Annotated in this window: 15 protein-coding genes and 2 pseudogenes; 12 read left to right on the top strand and 5 right to left on the bottom strand. The window is 44.4% G+C overall.

Going from position 1 to position 17,655, the window contains the following annotated elements; genetic code table 11:
• Positions 1 to 82 precede the first annotated feature (82 nt).
• Complete coding sequence (locus GT360_RS17570) at positions 83 to 667, bottom strand: NAD(P)H-dependent oxidoreductase (protein ID WP_164650253.1); 585 nt, start codon at positions 665 to 667, stop codon at positions 83 to 85.
• Positions 668 to 980: 313 nt separating this feature from the next.
• Positions 981 to 1,448: pseudogene (locus GT360_RS17565) on the bottom strand (transaldolase family protein); the annotation flags it as partial.
• Between GT360_RS17565 and GT360_RS17560 the strand changes: the two are divergent.
• From GT360_RS17560 to GT360_RS17550, 3 genes and pseudogenes are all read left to right on the top strand, one after another.
• Positions 1,439 to 1,870, top strand: a pseudogene (locus GT360_RS17560) (DNA-binding transcriptional regulator YciT); the annotation flags it as partial. The pseudogenes GT360_RS17565 and GT360_RS17560 overlap by 10 nt on opposite strands.
• A 115-nt stretch (positions 1,871 to 1,985) precedes the next feature.
• Complete coding sequence (locus GT360_RS17555) at positions 1,986 to 4,412, top strand: hybrid sensor histidine kinase/response regulator (protein WP_164650252.1); 2,427 nt, start codon at positions 1,986 to 1,988, stop codon at positions 4,410 to 4,412.
• Positions 4,413 to 4,657: 245 nt separating this feature from the next.
• Positions 4,658 to 5,965, top strand: coding sequence for an MATE family efflux transporter (locus tag GT360_RS17550; protein WP_164650251.1), 1,308 nt, complete (start codon positions 4,658 to 4,660; stop codon positions 5,963 to 5,965).
• Between the two features lie 61 nt (positions 5,966 to 6,026).
• Here GT360_RS17550 and GT360_RS17545 read toward each other — a convergent pair whose 3' ends face one another.
• Together GT360_RS17545 and GT360_RS17540 are read right to left on the bottom strand one after the other, a co-directional pair.
• Positions 6,027 to 6,533 (bottom strand): carbohydrate-binding protein, encoded by a 507-nt coding sequence (locus tag GT360_RS17545; RefSeq protein WP_164650250.1) that lies wholly within the window; start codon positions 6,531 to 6,533, stop codon positions 6,027 to 6,029.
• A 428-nt stretch (positions 6,534 to 6,961) separates the two neighbouring features.
• Entirely contained in the window at positions 6,962 to 7,612 is a 651-nt protein-coding gene (locus GT360_RS17540) for a YiaD family glycine zipper/OmpA-like lipoprotein (protein WP_164650249.1), read from the bottom strand.
• A gap of 300 nt (positions 7,613 to 7,912) precedes the next feature.
• Between GT360_RS17540 and GT360_RS17535 the strand changes: the two genes are divergently transcribed.
• The 9 genes from GT360_RS17535 to GT360_RS17495 all read left to right on the top strand — a co-directional run bounded on the left by GT360_RS17535 (position 7,913) and on the right by GT360_RS17495 (position 16,710).
• Positions 7,913 to 9,196, top strand: a complete 1,284-nt coding sequence (locus GT360_RS17535; protein WP_239502687.1) for an anaerobic sulfatase maturase — start codon at positions 7,913 to 7,915, stop codon at positions 9,194 to 9,196.
• A 111-nt stretch (positions 9,197 to 9,307) separates the two neighbouring features.
• Positions 9,308 to 10,333 carry an HD-GYP domain-containing protein gene (locus GT360_RS17530; RefSeq protein WP_164650248.1) on the top strand — a complete coding sequence of 342 codons (1,026 nt, stop codon included), beginning with the start codon at positions 9,308 to 9,310 and terminating at the stop codon, positions 10,331 to 10,333.
• 159 nt (positions 10,334 to 10,492) lie between these two features.
• Positions 10,493 to 11,257 (top strand): DUF3450 domain-containing protein, encoded by a 765-nt coding sequence (locus tag GT360_RS17525; RefSeq protein WP_164650247.1) that lies wholly within the window; start codon positions 10,493 to 10,495, stop codon positions 11,255 to 11,257.
• Between the two features lies 1 nt (position 11,258).
• Positions 11,259 to 12,617 (top strand): MotA/TolQ/ExbB proton channel family protein, encoded by a 1,359-nt coding sequence (locus GT360_RS17520; protein ID WP_164650246.1) that lies wholly within the window; start codon positions 11,259 to 11,261, stop codon positions 12,615 to 12,617.
• Positions 12,617 to 13,174 carry a MotA/TolQ/ExbB proton channel family protein gene (locus GT360_RS17515; protein WP_164650245.1) on the top strand — a complete coding sequence of 186 codons (558 nt, stop codon included), beginning with the start codon at positions 12,617 to 12,619 and terminating at the stop codon, positions 13,172 to 13,174. The genes GT360_RS17520 and GT360_RS17515 overlap by 1 nt, the downstream gene beginning before the upstream one ends.
• A complete protein-coding gene (locus GT360_RS17510; protein WP_164650244.1) occupies positions 13,171 to 13,575 on the top strand; it encodes an ExbD/TolR family protein in 405 nt (134 codons plus the stop codon). Before GT360_RS17515 ends, GT360_RS17510 begins: the two co-directional genes overlap by 4 nt.
• Positions 13,575 to 14,189 carry an energy transducer TonB gene (locus GT360_RS17505; protein ID WP_164650243.1) on the top strand — a complete coding sequence of 205 codons (615 nt, stop codon included), beginning with the start codon at positions 13,575 to 13,577 and terminating at the stop codon, positions 14,187 to 14,189. Before GT360_RS17510 ends, GT360_RS17505 begins: the two co-directional genes overlap by 1 nt.
• On the top strand, positions 14,186 to 15,352 hold the full coding sequence (locus tag GT360_RS17500; protein ID WP_164650242.1) for a tetratricopeptide repeat protein: 1,167 nt from the start codon (positions 14,186 to 14,188) through the stop codon (positions 15,350 to 15,352). Before GT360_RS17505 ends, GT360_RS17500 begins: the two co-directional genes overlap by 4 nt.
• A gap of 275 nt (positions 15,353 to 15,627) precedes the next feature.
• The gene (locus GT360_RS17495; protein ID WP_164650241.1) at positions 15,628 to 16,710 is read left to right on the top strand and encodes an acyltransferase family protein; all 1,083 of its coding nucleotides are present in this window, start codon (positions 15,628 to 15,630) and stop codon (positions 16,708 to 16,710) included.
• Positions 16,711 to 17,064: 354 nt separating this feature from the next.
• Here GT360_RS17495 and GT360_RS17490 read toward each other — a convergent pair whose 3' ends face one another.
• A complete protein-coding gene (locus tag GT360_RS17490) occupies positions 17,065 to 17,541 on the bottom strand; it encodes a hypothetical protein (protein WP_164650240.1) in 477 nt (158 codons plus the stop codon).
• Positions 17,542 to 17,655 lie beyond the last annotated feature (114 nt).

Here is a 17,655-nt window from a genome sequence, read left to right as displayed (position 1 = left end):
TTTAGGTTACAAAAGTATACCTTATGGTGTCCATGTAACCGAACGATATGCCTTCGGGATCAGCCGTGATGTCTGACTTGGCTTAAAAGTTCTCATTTAGATGAGCTTCAAAGCGTTTGAAGTCGTTCTCAACATCAGCGTTTTTCATCACGTCATAGCAAGCAAAGGTGGGTAATGCTGACATGCCGAAGAAACGGAAATTCGCGTGCATATGGAACATGAGGTCATCAACCCCTTTACCTTGAAATAGGTACTCTTCGCTGTCGTCAAACGACTCTTTTGGTGCATTAAAAGTAAATGAAAGCATGTACTTAGTGTTGGTTCGAGTGCCGCCAGTTCCGTAGTTTTTCGTCGGTTCTTCTGCACTACGGCCATCAAATCGACATAGTTCACCGCCCATACCTGCGGTAAACACATCATCCATGTACTTTTTAAAAGACCAAGGAATAGTCATCCAGTTTACGGGTGACTGGAGGATCACACGATCGGCCCATTCGAAGTGAGCAAGTTGCTCGTCAACGATGATCTCATCTTGCATTGAGACCACTTTAACGGAGTGACCTTTGTCCTCCAGTGTTTTTCGCGCTCTTTCCACTAATGCAGCGTTTAGTTTTCCTTCAGAATACGGTGATGGTTCATGTGCGTTAATGATTAATACGTTGCTCATTTCTCTAACCTCGATGTTATTGGTTAATCAGATCATTGCTTGACCAAGTTGTTACTTGATCGAATTGTTGCTTGATGTTGTGGTTTATTATGGTTACCTAGGGAGATAGTGCAATTAGTTAACTTTTAGTAACCTGGTGAGTATTCAAGAATGGCAGAATGAAATCTCAATATTTTCAATATATTAAGCTTGGAAAATAACTTGAGTGAGATTGATAGCAAGCGGTAAAAGGGAGATGTTTGAGATTTAAGGAATGGAGTTAAACTGGAAGAAACCGCTCGGTTGGATGAACAAAGCGAGCGGTTGTTTTCAGTTAGCTTTCAAATGAAAGCTTATTGCCAAAAGTTTCATTCCAGTCTTTTGCAAACTGTTCGACTGCAGGGGCCACTGCCGGGTGGGCAAACATTTGAGCAGCGGCATCAACGGGCAGAGTGATGGCTTCAATGCCGAGTTTCATCACTTCCATTGCTTGTTGAGTGTTTTTAAAGCTGGCTGCGAGAATTTTTGCGGGTAGCGCGTACTGGTCGAGTAGAAGTTGTAGGTCAGCAACGACCTCGACGCCATTTCCATTCATCGCATCAATACGGCTGACGTAAGGGGCTAGTTAATCGGCTCCACACAACGCTACAAAAAATCCCTGTTGTGCCGAGTAGATAGCGGTCGCAAGCACAGTAATACCTTGTTCTTTCATCAGTTTAATAGCCGCTAGACCAGTCTCTGTAGCAGGTACCTTCACAACCATATCGTAAGGAAGTTCATTAATTTGTCGCGCTTCCTCAACGTGGGGATGTGACCATCATTACGCCGTCTGCCCATATTGCTCACCTCATTCGTAATACGTCAGCCAACATCATTTTATTGGGTGGCGTCTATCAGCATCAGGGCGAGAGTTTAGTTGGGCCTCTCACTAAGCTTTGTATTGAGAACATTCATTTTAGTACCGCGTTCTTGGGAGTCGACGGATTTGACCAAGATACAGGTTTCACCAGCCGAGACATGATGAGAGCAGAAATAGCAGAAACCATTCTTGCAAAAAATCGTCGTAATATTGTGTTGACTGACTCGAGTAAGTTTGGGCAGATTTATCCCTCAACCATTGGCAAGACAGATAATATCGACATATTGCTAACGGATAGTGGCGTTTCTCAATTTGATATTGAGTTTCTCAAGTCACATTATGTCGAAGTGCATGTTAGCGATTAGTCGCTTTCAAAACGACTAGGTCGTTAAGTTGTTCATATCTTACGCTTAAAACATTCGTTAATTAGATCAAAATAGCCTAAACCTATTGATAGAGGGTGACTTAGGCTAGGCGCAAATGACGAATAAGAAAAAAGGCAAGCAATCGATAAAATCCATTGTATTTCGAGGCTCAATCGCGATTGCCTTTTTTCTAGCGATTTATCTTTATGCAAGTAATTTGCTCAAGGAGCGGGAGCGTGAAATCGTCGATTTGCAACTCAGCATATCTCAGGCCTCTTCCACAATGTTGTCTGTTCGTCGCGCGGAGCAGCAATACATTGCTACTCGAAGTTCATTTTGGCAGGAGGCGATTGATGAGCGGCAGGTTCAGCTCATAGAATTATTGACGGACATCGACAGCAAAATCGTAGCAAACAAATTATCGGTCTCATTTGATTACCCAAGTACAATTACTCATTTAGAAGAGTATTTTAAGTCTTACACCCTGCTAGCGATGGAGCTGAGCAATATCCATGGGGACGGTGAAGGTGACGGCTTAATTGAAAAGTTAAAAAAGGCGGCCATCACGCTTGAAGAGATCGTTTTGCAAGTGGATAACGAAAAACTGGATGCGCTGGCTATTGATACACAAGATTTGATGTATCAATACTTTACTCATTACCAACCCGATACTCTGGAGCAGATAAAGCAGGTTCTGTTAGCGATTCAAAAGGAAATTGAGTTAAATTCTCGCACCATTACGACAAAGGCATCGTTCAATAATTTCGCTCGTCAATTTTGGCGCTTACAACGTGTTTTGACGAGTGTTGGGGTGACACCGGAGCAAGGGCTTCAAGGTGATTTGATGCGCAGTATTCATCAGGTGGAGGATGAGCTGAGCCTGTTATTTATCGAAGCGCCTAAACAGCTGTCGATGAGTCTTAAGCAAGTTGAGTGGTATCGACACATATCAACGGGTGCCTTGGGTGTCACAACCCTGCTTGTTCTGTTTTATATATTTTGGCGAGCCAGTCGCTTAGAGCAGCAGTTGTTGGTTTCTAAAGAGAAAGAAAAGACAGCGAATCGGGCCAAAAGTGCGTTTCTTGCAAATATGTCACATGAGATACGTACGCCGCTCAATGGTGTGATTGGCATGTCGGAAATACTTGCGGAGACAAAGTTATCTGCTGAGCAAAAAGACTGTTTGAACACCATCAATACTTCTTCACAAACGCTATTGATGCTGATAAATGATGTACTTGACCTCTCTAAGATTGAGTCTGGAAAGTTAGAGATTAATCCCCACACCACGGACCTTCGCGAGTTATTGTTCGACAGTGCCACTTTGATTGCTTCCAAGGCATACCAAAACCAGATCAAGTTAGACATTAAAATTGACGATGAACTGCCGGAGTTTATTTATGTTGATGAGAACAAAGTTCGGCAAGTATTGATGAACTTCGCTTCCAATGCGATTAAGTTTACTGATGAAGGTAGCATTCAATTTGCCGCCACAAGGCGTTCTCAAATGGGGGAAGAGTGTGTCATCGAATTATCAGTCTCGGATACAGGTATCGGTATTGCACAGGACAAGCAAGCTTATATTTTCGACGAGTTTTCTCAGGAGGAGTCGACAACGGCAACAAATAGGGGAGGTACAGGGTTGGGGTTAAGCATTTCCTCAAAAATGGTAGAAATTATGGGTGGCTCGATTGACGTAGTATCACAGAAAGGTGAGGGGAGTTGTTTTAGTTTTACATTGACCGTTTCTGACACGCCGCAACCTGAAGCGAAAAGACACGACCAACCAATTATCTATTATTCGGACTCACCCTCTAAGTTGTTGCTCGACGATCTTTTCCGTTTCGGTTTCAATCCAACATTGGAACCCCTACATTCTGCCGTCATGCCTAAAGATAGTGATGCGATTATCTTTACTGAGGATGTCTATTTGGCCCGTAAGCTCCACTCTCGTTTACATGATGCGAGTTTGGTTTTAGTCACTGACAACCTCACTGAAACGCCCGGCGATTGTGATTTCTTGTCAGGATATATCACATTGCCGTTACTGGGCTCTAGGTTGCTTAGTATGGTCAAGTCTATTCAAGACAGAGGGCAGCCCAGTGAGGCCGAAAGTGTACGTGCATCAGACACTCGTAGACAGGTGCTTATCGTAGAGGACAATAGAGTTAACCAGAAAGTTGTGTGTGTTAATCTGGATAAGCTCGGTATTCAATACCTCATCGCGAACGATGGACAAGAGGCGATTGACTTGTATAAAGAGCATCATCAAACCATAGGCTTGATATTAATGGACTGTATGATGCCTAACGTCGATGGTTTTGGTGCCACGGAACAGATCAGGCTCTATGAACAAACCCTTCAGCTGCCTCCTACACACATCATTGCGTTGACTGCATCAGTGCTTGATGACGATGTGAAACGTTGCTTCGAGTGCGGTATGGATGACTATCTACCCAAACCATTTAAACGTGAAATGCTGCTACAGAAAGTTGATGAGCAGTGGTTTGCGTCTCTAACCTCAGAAACGACGGTTGCCTGAGTCTTTTCACAGTGGTCATAGCCCTTTATTTCGTGACTGAAGCTTGAATAACCGCATGTAAATGAGTATTGTTCTTACCTTTGTGGTTCGCCCCCTGCTTAATTGTAAAGGCACATCGGTGTTGCTTTGGATTTTTAGCATAATGGCGCCAAATACCCTCAGTCCTAGTAGTCACCTAGTTCAAGACAAAGCCTCAAGGCTACTGATTACTAACTGTATCCATCAGAGATAAAAATAGAATGAGTATGACGTTAACTCATAAAGACTACTTAAAGATTGCTTTCCCTTTCATCGTATCAACGGTGACTCAGCCACTTTTGGGAGCGGTTGATACGGCGGTCATTGGTAAACTCGGTTTCGCCGAGATGATTGGTGGTGTTGCTATTGGCACTGTCATTATGAACACCATGTATTGGTTGTTTGGTTTCTTTCGAGTCAGTACCACAGGCCAAAGTGCGATCGCTCTTGGTAAAGGCGATCACCAAGAGCAAGCGAACAGTTTGTTCAGACCGTTTATTTTAGCGCTAGCGGTAGGGTGCATGTTTATCCTGCTTCAGTCCTTAATATGGAGTGGTGCGCAATGGGTGATCGAGCCAGAAGCGCTGGTTGCGGAAAATGCAAAAGTCTATTTCGACATCCTAATATTCGGTGCGCCGTTTGTGCTGCTCAATTACACCATTATTGGATGGTTAATGGGCCAGGCAAAAGCGAAAGAGACGCTATACACACAAGTGTTTGGTAACGTGCTTAACATAGTGTTAGACGTTGTATTCGTTATGTACTTTGATATGGGCGTTGCAGGTGTAGCTTACGCAAGTTTGATAGCTCAAGTGACCACTTTCGCCATTGGTATGACACTGGTGATGCGTACGTGCCAATTCTCTGTGTTTGACGCCCTCAAGAAATCCAATATAGGGCAGAAAGACTTAAAAGTAATTATGTCTTCTAACGTCGACCTCTTGTTGCGCACGGTCTGCATTTTGATCTTCTTCAATATGATGGCCCGTATAGGGTCTCAACTGGGTGCAGACACATTGGCAACCAATGCGATTCTGATGCAGGTGACGTTTCTCATCAGCTATATGTTTGATGGCGTGGCGAATGCATCAAGCGTCTTTGCGGGTAAAGCCGTTGGTCAAAAGAGTCCTCAATTGTTGGACCGAGTCATTAAACTGAATACACAGTGGACCACAGGCTTCATTATCGCCCTTACCGTGTTCACTTTTGTGTTCCACTATCAGATTGTGCTGTTGTTCACGTCTATCCCAGAACTGATTGAAATGTACAGCGGTCTGTCACTTTGGTTGTTGGTTTTTCCTTTGGTTGCCGGTTATGGTTTGACTTTTTACGGGATCTTTACAGGTACGGGCACGACGAGACCAGTGCGCAACTCAAGCTTCATTACGCTGGTTGTTTTTCTTGTCGTTCAACATTTGGCGGTAAACTTATGGGGCAATCACGGCTTATGGCTGGCATTTACCTTGTTCTATGTAGGTCGCTTTGTCTTTTTATACCCTTCGATAGGGCAGGTTAAAGAGAAGTGTGAAGCATAGCTCTTGTTGTTCGTGCAGCTAGGCATCAAGCATTAGCTGCACGTTAAACTACCTAACAAGACTAATCAGCTACTTTTGCTAAATTAAAATGACTCAAATTCCATTGCCAGTCATTAGTACCGGAGGCAAGGATTCTGATCTTCTGCTCACCTTTTGGTAATGGTATTTTCTCATTTGAACTGATTGGCTTGAAGTTGTCCCACCCAGATTTTGGTACGCTCGCGGTCGCATAGGTCTTCCAAACACCGTCTTGTTCAATTTGTAATGATATGCCCGTTCCACTGTCCATATCGGTTCCGGCAAAGTAGGTCACTGTGTAGTCACCAGACTCCGGAACCTCAATGGTATAACCCGCATAATCACCTCGGTTGACGTAGTTGATAGCTTTGGTTCCTTTTACAGAATACGTGCTGATGGGTTTGGGTTGACCGTCAGCAAAGTCACCTTCGACGTAACTGAATTGCTCAGCTTGTACAACGATCTCTGAAGCGTTGACTGCAAAAGGGATACAAAGGGCGAGTCCTGCACACCAAGCAAGGAGTGCGCTGTTTTGATTGCTGTTTTTCATGTTGTTTCCTTGTTCGTTATTTAATTCAACGTAATGTCAAAGAGAAATAACTCTTAACTGCATAAGCGCGCAGTTACTCCAAGAGCTACAGAAATTTGGCGAAGATAATGGTCAACCTATGACTTAAACTAGCATTGATTTCCGAATTATTGGTCGATCAATTTCACAAATTGGCATTCCAAAATGTGTTTGGTTAACAATTTGACGGAAAGGTTTATCTTGATGATAAAAAGGATTAGTTGGTGTGAATGTGAGTAATAGAGTATCGTGACTTTGATGCAAACCGAGGATGTTTCATCAAATTCCGACTTGATGTCAATTTGCATTAATTTGACTAAAATTTTGTTCCTAGTTGTACTAGAGCCAGCGTAATGCTGGCTTTTTTTTGACTGAGTCGCTGGTAGGCAGCGACCCAATCTTTTAAAGACTTAGTTCAAGATTGTGAGCTCTACACGACGGTTACATGCTCGGCCCTCAGGCGTTGCGTTGTCACATAGTGGCTTGTGTGGGCCAAAACCTTGCGTATGAGTGCGATTGAACTCAAGACCAGCAGAAGTGAGAGCGGTTTGAACACTATTCGCGCGTGCATTAGCGAGCAACTCATTGAGTTCAAGCGAGCCTGTTGAGTCTGTGTGCCCTTCAATCAGAAGGTTGGACTCTGGATAACGGTTCATGACCTTAGCAATACTGTTCAGCGTAGGTTTGATAGTGGGTTGAAGGTCGTAACCGCCAGAATTAAAGCTAATGTCGCTGGCGATGATTAATTCAATACGATCGCCATTTCGTTCAATTTGCACACCGGAGTTGAGCAACTCTTGACGAAGCTCGGCTTCTTGCTTGTCCATGTTGGAGCCCACTAACGCGCCAGTTGCTCCGCCTGCCGCACAGCCGATCGCAGCGCCTTTACCCTTGTTAATTATCGCGCCAGCGATAGCACCGCCCGCACAGCCAAGTAATGCGCCAGAAGTTGTGCGGTTGGTTTCTTGCTCACCTGTTGCCGCGTTTTGACGTGTAGTTTGGCAGCCAGCCAAAACGAGAGGTAATGCTAAGGCGGTGACGCAAAGTAATTTTTTGTTCATGATATTCGATGTTCCATGTCTGCTAGTTCACCAAGCTTGTCGGTGATTAATGTCATTGGGCAAAAATTTATTGTACAGTGTATTTTATCCAAAACTAACGCTGAGAAGAAAGCCTCTTTACGTTAACTGACATAATTATGTCTATAGAAACGCCCTGTTAATTCTCAGTAAAAGAATGACAGATTGGGGCAGGGATGTGAGTAAGCTAACACCGTAAAATATTGCTCAATAATTGCACTTGTCGCAGAAAGTCCACTCAAATAGAGTGGTTATATGGTCAAGCTCAGTGACGGGTGATATATGGAGCAGAAGGAACAGGATTCAAGACAGAAGCAACGTCTTAATATTATGACTAAGCCGATTGGCTCAAAATGTAATATTGATTGCACTTATTGCTATTACTTAAGTAAGCAACCGCTGCTTGAACACTCAAAACGACAAGATGCTCGATTCTCTGAAGAGATGTTGGAGCATTACATCAAGTCGTATATTGAACAGCAGAACTTCCCCGAGATTGTATTTCACTGGCAGGGGGGAGAACCGACTTTATTAGGAGTGAAGTTCTTTCGTGATGTTGTTCGACTTCAAAAAAAGTACTGTCCTGAAGGTGTCAAAATCGAAAACAATCTACAGACAAATGGGACTTTGTTAACGGATGAGTGGGGAAAATTTCTCAGTAAAAATCGCTTCCTAGTTGGACTAAGTTTAGATGGCCCAGAGCTTATTCATAATGCTCACCGTACCAACCGTTCAGGAAAAGGCACGTTTAGGCAAACAATGAAAGGGCTTGAAGTCTTACACAAGCACAAGGTGAACTTTGCCACGCTAACGTGTATTAATAATGTCTCAGGGGCAAGCCCTATAGAAGTTTACCGCTTTCTCCGTGATGAAGTTAAGTCTCCACAAATGCAGTTTATTCCTATAGTAGAAACGAAAAGTTTCAGAAAGACAGCGCCTCAATGCTGGTCCTCTGAGGACCAAGTCTATCAGGGGATGCCAGAGGCTGACCCCAGTCATCTCCAATCGATTGTTGAGCCTTGGTGTGTCTCCGCCGAGCAATGGGGGAGGTTCCTCATTGAAGTGTTTGATGAGTGGTTTACTTACGATGTTGGGCAGGTACATATTCCCTATTTCGAAGCGTGGATTGAGTCTTGGATGGGGCGAGTAAATCCTTTATGCACACTGGGACCAATGTGCGGCAAAGGGTTAGCCATTGAACACAATGGCGATGTATTTTCGTGTGAACATTATGTTTACCCGGAGTATCGGCTAGGAAACATTGAAGAGAAAACACTAGAACAAATGCAGTTTTCATCAGAGCAGATTAAATTTGGCTATGCCAAAGAGGCAACACTTCCCCGACAATGTCGAGAATGTGATTATCAATTTGCTTGTTTTGGAGAGTGCCCGAAAAACAGGTTTTTGAGGACGTTAGATGGTGAGCCCGGGTTAAACTATCTGTGCGCCGGTTGGAAGCAGTTTTACCGTCATGCTGATCCTTATATTTCAATGCTGGTGTCTTCAATGGGGTATGCGGTGAACAAAACCTTGAATGCTCAAGCGATGAAAATTCGTTTCAAATAGAATTGTATTAATTCACAACTTTCTATTAAACAAAGAAAAAACGTTTGAAGTCGCCAAATTTCTATGGATGAGCACCTACACTTATTATGACTCAAGTGTAAGGAGACGCTTATGGTAGATCGGTTGACGGTATTGGTTGTTGATGACACGCCGGAAAATATTGAGGTTTTAGCAGGGGCGCTAGGAGATGAATACCGAATCAAAGCGGCGAACAATGGACAGGTTGCGATCAAGATTGCTCAAAGACAGCCTGCACCTGACTTGATTCTCCTCGATATTATGATGCCAGAGATGGATGGCTATCAGGTTTGTGAAATTTTGAAAAGTCAGCCCAATACCGCTCATATTCCGGTTATCTTTGTTACCGCGAAAATTTCTGCAGAAGATGAGATCCGTGGTTTGCAACTGGGGGCAGTCGACTACATTACTAAACCAATTACGCCTCTGGTGGCACGACAGAGGGTTAAAACACATCTCGCTCTCGCCAACCAAAAACGAGAACTTTACCTTCAAGTCGAAGAGCAGACCAAAGAGATCCGGCAAAGTAAGTTAGAGATGATCCAGCGACTTGGTCGAGCCGCAGAATATAAAGATAATGAAACAGGCATGCATGTCATGCGCATGGCTCATTATTGTTTTTTGCTTGGACAAGCTTGTGGCATGAATGAAAAAGAAGCGACCTTGCTAAAAAACGCGGCACCTATGCATGATATTGGGAAAATAGGCATACCTGATGGCATTCTCTTAAAAGAAGGAAAGCTTACGAATGAAGAGTGGGAGGTGATGAAAACTCACGTGGAAATCGGTGCCGATATCCTTAGTGACAATAGTCACTCAGAGCTTCTGCAAATGGCTTACAGCATTGCAATGACGCATCATGAAAAATACAACGGGCAAGGATACCCAAAAGGCTTAACGGGTGAGGATATTCCGTTGGTAGGTCGCATTGCGGCTATTGCTGATGTGTTCGATGCGCTCACATCAGAGCGACCTTACAAGCAAGCGTGGAGTAATGAACGAGCTTTCGCGCTCATCGAAGAAGAGAAAGGAGCGCACTTTGATCCTATGTTAGTGGAGCTCTTTCTCTCCATGCGTGAACAGGTCCTTGAGATTAAATCTCGGTTTAAAGACGAGTAAAGCATCACTTGTCCAGCCCTTGTGTTAGTTGTATGTAAGGGCTGTTGATCTAAAACAGTAAATGATGGTTTGGTAGTTTGAATTTTCTTTCAGTTCGGGTATTATCTGCGATTAATAATGAGAACCTTTATCATTTCCTATTAAGCCCGATTTATAGATATGAAAATAATGAAATCTTCACTTGCATTGCTCACTCTGAGCATTGCTTGTCAGGCGGGGGCCTCGGGCCTTGAAAACGCCACTGCCATTACCACAAACACTAACGAAAAGTCAGCAGCGTCACAAAAACGTATCGACAAGAGTTCAGAGGCGGCACTTGCCCTGCAATACGAAGTTGAACAGCTGCAACAAGAAATCCGCAACCTTGAAATCTACCGCGACCACCTTCGCTCGCTAGTGGCGAACCAAGAAGAAGAAGCGCTCAGTTTTGAAGCGCAAATCGATGAGATTCATGACACACGTCAAGGTGTTGTCCCTCTGATGTATCAAATGATTGATGGATTAAAAGCGCACATTGAGCAAGATATGCCGATTCGTCGTGATGCACGCATCAACCGCGTTGCTAAACTAGAGTCGATGATGTCGCGCGCTGATGTGAGCGATGCAGAAAAGTACCGTCGTATTCTCGAAGCTTACATGATCGAGATGGATTATGGATTTAAACTTGGTAGCTACCAAGGTCAAATCGAATTTGAAGGGCAGTCGCTTGAAGTGAGTTTGCTTTATCTTGGACGCATCTCTCTGATTGCGAAAAGTGCCAACGGTGCTCGCTACTGGTCTTGGAACCAAACTCAAGAAGCTTGGCAGTTGGTTGATAGCAAGTTGAATAATGACCTTGAGCAAGCTTTTCGTCTTGCTGATCAACAGATTGCACCAACCTTACTTAACCTTCCCGTTTCACTTGCTAATGCGGAGGCTAAATAATATGAAATTCGCACCTGTATTCTCTGTTCTTGCTTTATCTCTAGTTAGCTTTACCGCAAGCGCAAGTACTGATCTTGTCGGCACAGCAAAAACGCACTCTATCGAGCAAGCGCAACATGATCGCAACCGCGAGTCGGTTTTCAAGTTGACTGAGAAGGAGCTGACTGAGCTTAAAGCCAAACTATCAGCCCAAAGAAGTTCGATAGAGAGAGAGAACGAACAACTTACTGACACTTTTAGCCAAAACGAAGACCGACTAGCGCGTTTAGAAGAACAGTTGCGTCTTGAGACGGGCAGCTTGGGTGAAGTCTTCGGTGTGGTTCGTCAAACCGCTAAAGAGCTGGAAGCTGAGCTAGAAAACTCAGTGACAGGCGTTGATGCTCAGAGTCAAAAAGAGGTTGTGGCAGAGATTACCGCTGCCACGCGTCTACCATCGATGCCCCAATTAACCGGTCTTTGGAAGGCGCTGGAAGAGCAGATCAAAGCGAGTGGAGAAGTCACTACGAATACCATTCGTTACATCGATGGTGATGGTCAAGTTGTAGAAAAGACGGCGGCACGTCTTGGTGCTATGGGCCTTGTCGATGAAAAGGGCTATCTCAACTGGGATAGTAATAAATCAGAAGCGCGTGCTTTCATTAATCAGCCAAGTAACATCCCTACGTTAGCTGTCGCTGAGCAGATTGCTGCTGGTGACGCGGTAACAATGATTGTAGACCCATCTCGTGGTGTCTTATTAGAACAGTTAGCACTGAACCCGAGCTTGTCGGATCGCCTGCGTGCTGGTGGTGTGGTCGGTCAAATCATTCTAGGTCTGCTGGCCATTGGTTTAATCATTGCACTGGTTCGTGGTGTCACCTTGACCATGACTCGTCAAAAAATTAAAGCGCAGCTAAAGAATCCGCAGCAACCGTCAGAGAATAACCCTTTGGGTCGTATTTTAACGGTTTATCAACAAGGTAAAGTGCATACGGTTGAAGCGCTTGAGCTTCGCTTGCTCGAAAGCATTGTTGATGAGCAGACTAGCCTTGAGCGCGGTTTATCAATGTTGAAATTGCTTGCTGCACTGGCTCCGATGCTCGGTCTTCTGGGTACGGTAACCGGCATGATTGAGACTTTCCAAGTGATCACGCAGTTTGGTAACGGTGACCCGAAAGTGATGGCTGGTGGTATTTCAATGGCGCTAGTGACGACGGTTCTGGGTCTCATTGCCGCTATGCCACTGCTACTTGCGCACAATATTTTGAGCACACAAGCTGAGTCGATTCGCAATATTCTTGAGAAACAAGGCATCGGTCTTGTAGCACAGCAAGCAGAAAGTGACCTTGAAAAACAGATTCCAGTGGAGCGCGCAGCATAATGGAATTGCTTTTATCTTTGCTGCCTAAAGCACTGCTAGACAGCGAACTGTCTGTCTCGCTGTTGAGCTTTATGCAGCAGGGGGGGCAGATACTGTGGTGGCTAGCAGCGATTGTTGCACTCAACATTCTGCTAGTGACAGACCGCGTGCTTTATTTGGTATTTAGCTTCCCGAAACAAAGATCGCACTGGATCGAAGATTGGCATAAGCGTAAAGATCAGCACTCTTGGTATGCACGTTCTATTCGTGATGGTTGGTTAGCGCAAGCACATATCAAGATCTACCAGAATATGAACTTGATTAAAGTCCTTGTGGCAATTTGTCCAATGCTCGGTCTACTTGGTACTGTGACCGGTATGATCTCAGTGTTTGATGTGATGGCAACGCAGGGGAGTAGTGACCCTAAGCTAATGGCTTCCGGTATCTCATTGGCAACACTGCCAACTATGGCGGGTATGGTTGCGGCGCTGACTGGAATGTTTTTGCATGCTCGCCTTCTTAAAGCCTGCCAGAAACGTGAAATTAAACTAGAAAAATCATTAAGGAGTCGTCAATGAGATTGGGTAGACGACCACATAAACAAGATGAAGCTCAGGTTGATATGACCTCGATGCTTGATATTGTCTTCATTATGCTCATCTTCTTCATCGTAACCAGCTCGTTTGTGCGTGAGTCAGGTGTTGAAGTAAATCGTCCACAAGCTTCAAATGTCGTGAGTCAGAAGGATGCAGGGATTTTTGTCGCAGTCACATCATCCAACGATATCTACATTGATAAGCGTATGGTAGATGTAGAGCGTGTTCAAGCCACGCTCGAACACCTATTGCTCGATAAGCCTGATGCGTCATTGGTGATTCAGGCCGACGAGCACGCCTTCAATGGTACGGTTGTTAAAGTGATGGATGCGGCAAAAGGAGCCGGTGTCGTCAATATTGCGTTGGCGGCGGAGAAGCAGTAATGGGACGTCTTTTATTAGCCGGGCCTCCTGCTTTGCTGATAACGCTGAGTATTTTTGTATTCATGTCGTGGATGGTGGATACCAGTCATCGAAAAACACCGGAAGCGTCTGAAGGTGTGAGCTTTAATATGGTGATGGTGGAAAACGAGCAAGACCTTCAACGTCGCAAGCGCTCAGCACCAGAAAAGCCAGAAACACCAGAGATGCCAGAGGAAACGCCGATGGCACAGTCAGAGGATATGGTATCTAATTTGACGATGGATCAGCCAATGCTGGACCTTGATACGAGTATCAATGGATTGGCGATTAATGCTCCAACGTTTACTGATTTTGGTGTTAACCAACAAGTGATGCCGTTATATCGCGTCGAGCCTCGTTATCCACCCAACGCGTTGCGTCGCAAATTGGAAGGTTATGTGGTCATGAAGTTCACTATTGATCCGATAGGAAAGCCGACCGATATCGAAGTGGTTGAGGCCAATCCACCGCGTGTGTTCGAACGCGAAGCAATGCGTGCTCTACGAAGCTGGAAATACCAACCAAAGGTGGAAGACGGCACAGCACAGTCACAACCAGGTCAAACGGTTAAATTGGAGTTCCAATTAGAAAAATGATCAAACGAACCCTGATTTTCGGCTTATTGCTCTTCTCTCCGATGACCATTTCAACGGTGGTCGCTCAGGAGTTGTCTCAGTATTCCGCGACACGAGTGATGCGAGCGAATGAGCTTGCTCAAGATGACAAACTCGCCGAGGCGATAAGCCTGCTTGAGAGTATACATAGCTCAAGAGATTACGACAAAGCGTTTATTGATCGTATGCTAGGCGTGTTTTATTGGCAAAATGAGCAGATTGATTTAGCGATCGAACACATCACAGCCGCGGTTTCAAGTGGGTTGTTGGAAGATGAACAGGCTTGGCACACGCAAAAAATGCTGGCAGATCTTCTGTTAGGTCAACAAAGTTATTCATCAGCATTGAAGTACTACTATCCGTTGATTGATAACGCTCCAAATGAAAAGCTACTGCAGGACATTCGACTGCGTGTAGCGCAATCACACTATCAGTCAAAAGAGTGGGATAATACCCTTAAGGCATTGGTTGAGTTACACAAAATCAAGCAGCCTAAGGTGTCAACACTGTCTCTCAAACTGGGTGCAGAGCTGCAGCTTGAGCGCTGGAAGGCGGCGATCCCAACGCTAAAACAGATCATTAACCTAGAGCCATCAGAAGCGAAATGGTGGCGACAGCTGGTGGGTATGCAGTTGCGTATCCAAGATGATAAAGGTGCACTTGCCACACTCACGCTTGCTAAGAAACAACGTATAGAGTTGTCGCAAACTGAATTGCGTTTACTGTCGCAGTTGTACGCTAAACAAGGCGTACCAGAACAAGCTGCGCGTCAAGTTGCACAGTTGGACAACGCAAAAACGGATCTCAAGCTACTGCGGGAGCAAGCGACCTATTGGCAGCAAGCCAAAGAGTGGAATAAGGCGACGTATATATGGCTTGAAGCCGCGAAGCAAGAGCCTGATTACCACTGGAATGCCGCTCAAATCATGCTTCAACAGCAGCGATATAAGCAGGCGTTGAGTGTGTTGGAAAAAGTACCGAACAGAGAAGAGCAGGTGGCTTTGGCGAAAACTCGTGCATTTTATAAACTTAATCGTCTGGAAGAGGCGATCGTACAAGCGAAGCGCGCCAATGATATCAAGCCTTCAAATCAAGCAAAGAGTTGGATCAAGTATCTTAACCAACTTAGGCGAGCTCACAGCTAGCTGCTAGAGATATACTCGCTATTATCACGTAAGCCGCCCCTTTTGAAACTCAAAGGGGCGGCTTTTTTGTTCTCAGTGGAATGCCCTTAATTAGCTATTGAAATCAGTAGTATAGATGACCAATTTTTATGTAAGGCTATTAATCAAATACAGACATAGATCCAATTTGCGTAAATTGGTTAACCTTTGTTGTTTGAACCATACGTGGCTCACAGATATCATCATCTAAGCACGATAACCTCTGAGTCGCACTTTTCAAACAGGACTCAGAGGTTATGGCCGTAACTCAAGAAGACTCACATGTTCTCTATATAGCGCGAGCAATAGGGATAATTTTAGTGGTGTTCGGCCACTATATGTGGCATCCCAATTGGACCTGGTCGCCCTATTTGTTCCATATGCCACTGTTTTTTGTGCTTGGTGGAATGGTGTGCCGTCCGATCGTCGACTTTAGACAATGGATAGTGAATATTGGCAGAGGATATATTCTCTATTATGTGTTTAGCTACTTGCTGATCGCTGTCATCACATGGCTCATCATTAGCAATTGGGACACTCGAATCGTTTTCTATTTAGGCGAAGGATTCGAATCATTAGCGACACCGATTCTGCATAACAGTCACAATAATTCGTTATTTATGGTGGGCTGGTTTATTGTCGCTTACTGCTTAAGCAATGTTCTTTTTCGACTATTTCTAACTTTTGCACACAAGTATATCAGTCCCGGTTTGATTCTCTTTCTCGGTGTTTCGTTGGGTTATGTAGGTATCACCTATCTATCGCCTCTATTTCAGTTACATAGATTCTGGTTATGGAATATCTTTTGCCAAGTAAGTGTAGGGTTGATGTATTTTACAATTGGCTATGTTTGCAAACAGATGATTCAACGAGCAGCGTCTTTGTGGGTACTTATTATTAGTTGGGGAGCCCTATGGACGCTAGTCAAGTTAGGCTTGTCACATGAGTTAGGTATGTCTTGGAGTGAATATCCAGACGGCTTTGCTCTCCATTTATTGGTATCTATGTTTGGGGTTATCGGGGTGCTAAGCCTGGCGAATACGCTTAGACATTGCAGTGGCCATCGGCATTTTGTTTGGCTAGGTAAGCAGAGCAAATCAATAATGACTTATCACATGGTTTGTTTGGTGTTGGTTGACCTTCTGATGGTAGAACTCGGTTACCTTGACTCAAATTATATTTCTGCATTGCATCACTATGTAGACCCGGTTTGGGGATGGATTTATATAGGTGTTGGTGTTTATGGTGCTATCGGGATCAACCATCTTGTGAATCAGTTCAAATCAGGGGTTTTTAGTCAGAGAAGAAATAGTACCCAGTCACGACTTCGTCTGGATTGAGCCAACTTTTTTCCCAAAACGTATTAAGGCTTGGGAGAGGAGAAAACATATGAAGACTTTAATCATGGTTTGTGTTCTGGTGTTTGCCCCGAGTGCCATAGCGGGATATGGGGGTAGCAAGGGAGGCGTACCCTCGGTGCCTTGTTATATCGATGGCGAGTATCACGGGACGATAGCAAATAATGAATGCAAACGCATCGGAGGTAAAGTGCCAGGCGAAGAAGGGTGGAAAGGCAAAACTATCTAAGCGTCTGGCGTAACCAAGAACCAAGGGGTGAGGCGGCTACTTCTTAAGTTGGCAACTAACCATTGTCCCTCACTTTGCTTTACCCCTTTATCTTGTCGCTTTCGCAATTAGAACGAAGTTTCGTCAATCCCCATCAGCTCAGTGACAGTCAAGCCGAACAACAGTCGAATCGTCTCCAAAGCATCATCCTCGGGTAGTTTATCCGCAATTAGCTTACCTAAACCAAGTACACCTTGGCGACCACTACCGTCGGCTCCCTTCTTGTATGCATGCATGACAAACATACGCATTACCATACGAAATTGAGTATCTTTCATCGCGCTTTGCCAAGAGGCAATCAGAGCTTCCTTAGACTCAAAATCCAAATGTTGAGCAATGATAGGGAACACTTTGCCTTTTAGTGCGACTTCAAAATCGGTATTGGAAGGGTAGTAACCCTGTAAAGTGCTTTTTCTTAAGCCTGTCTCTTTACTCAATCTATCGTAAGTAACGTGATCCCAGCCTTCGTTTAAGAAAATTCTTAGGATGATTGCGTTATAGTTGGCGAAGTTTTCTTCCCATTTTGCTTTGGTAATGCGTGCCATGGATTCCTCCCGAAAAGTAGAATGTCGAGACTAGCATAAAGGGTATTGTAATTATAGGTACTGAGTATTATTTGATGAAGAAATTCAATACGCTACTGATGATTAAATGTGTAG

This window comes from Vibrio astriarenae, assembly GCF_010587385.1.
Taxonomy (GTDB): domain Bacteria; phylum Pseudomonadota; class Gammaproteobacteria; order Enterobacterales; family Vibrionaceae; genus Vibrio; species Vibrio astriarenae.
The sequence above is the reverse complement of the archived record's forward strand: the minus strand, read 5'-3'. Positions and strand labels throughout refer to the sequence as shown.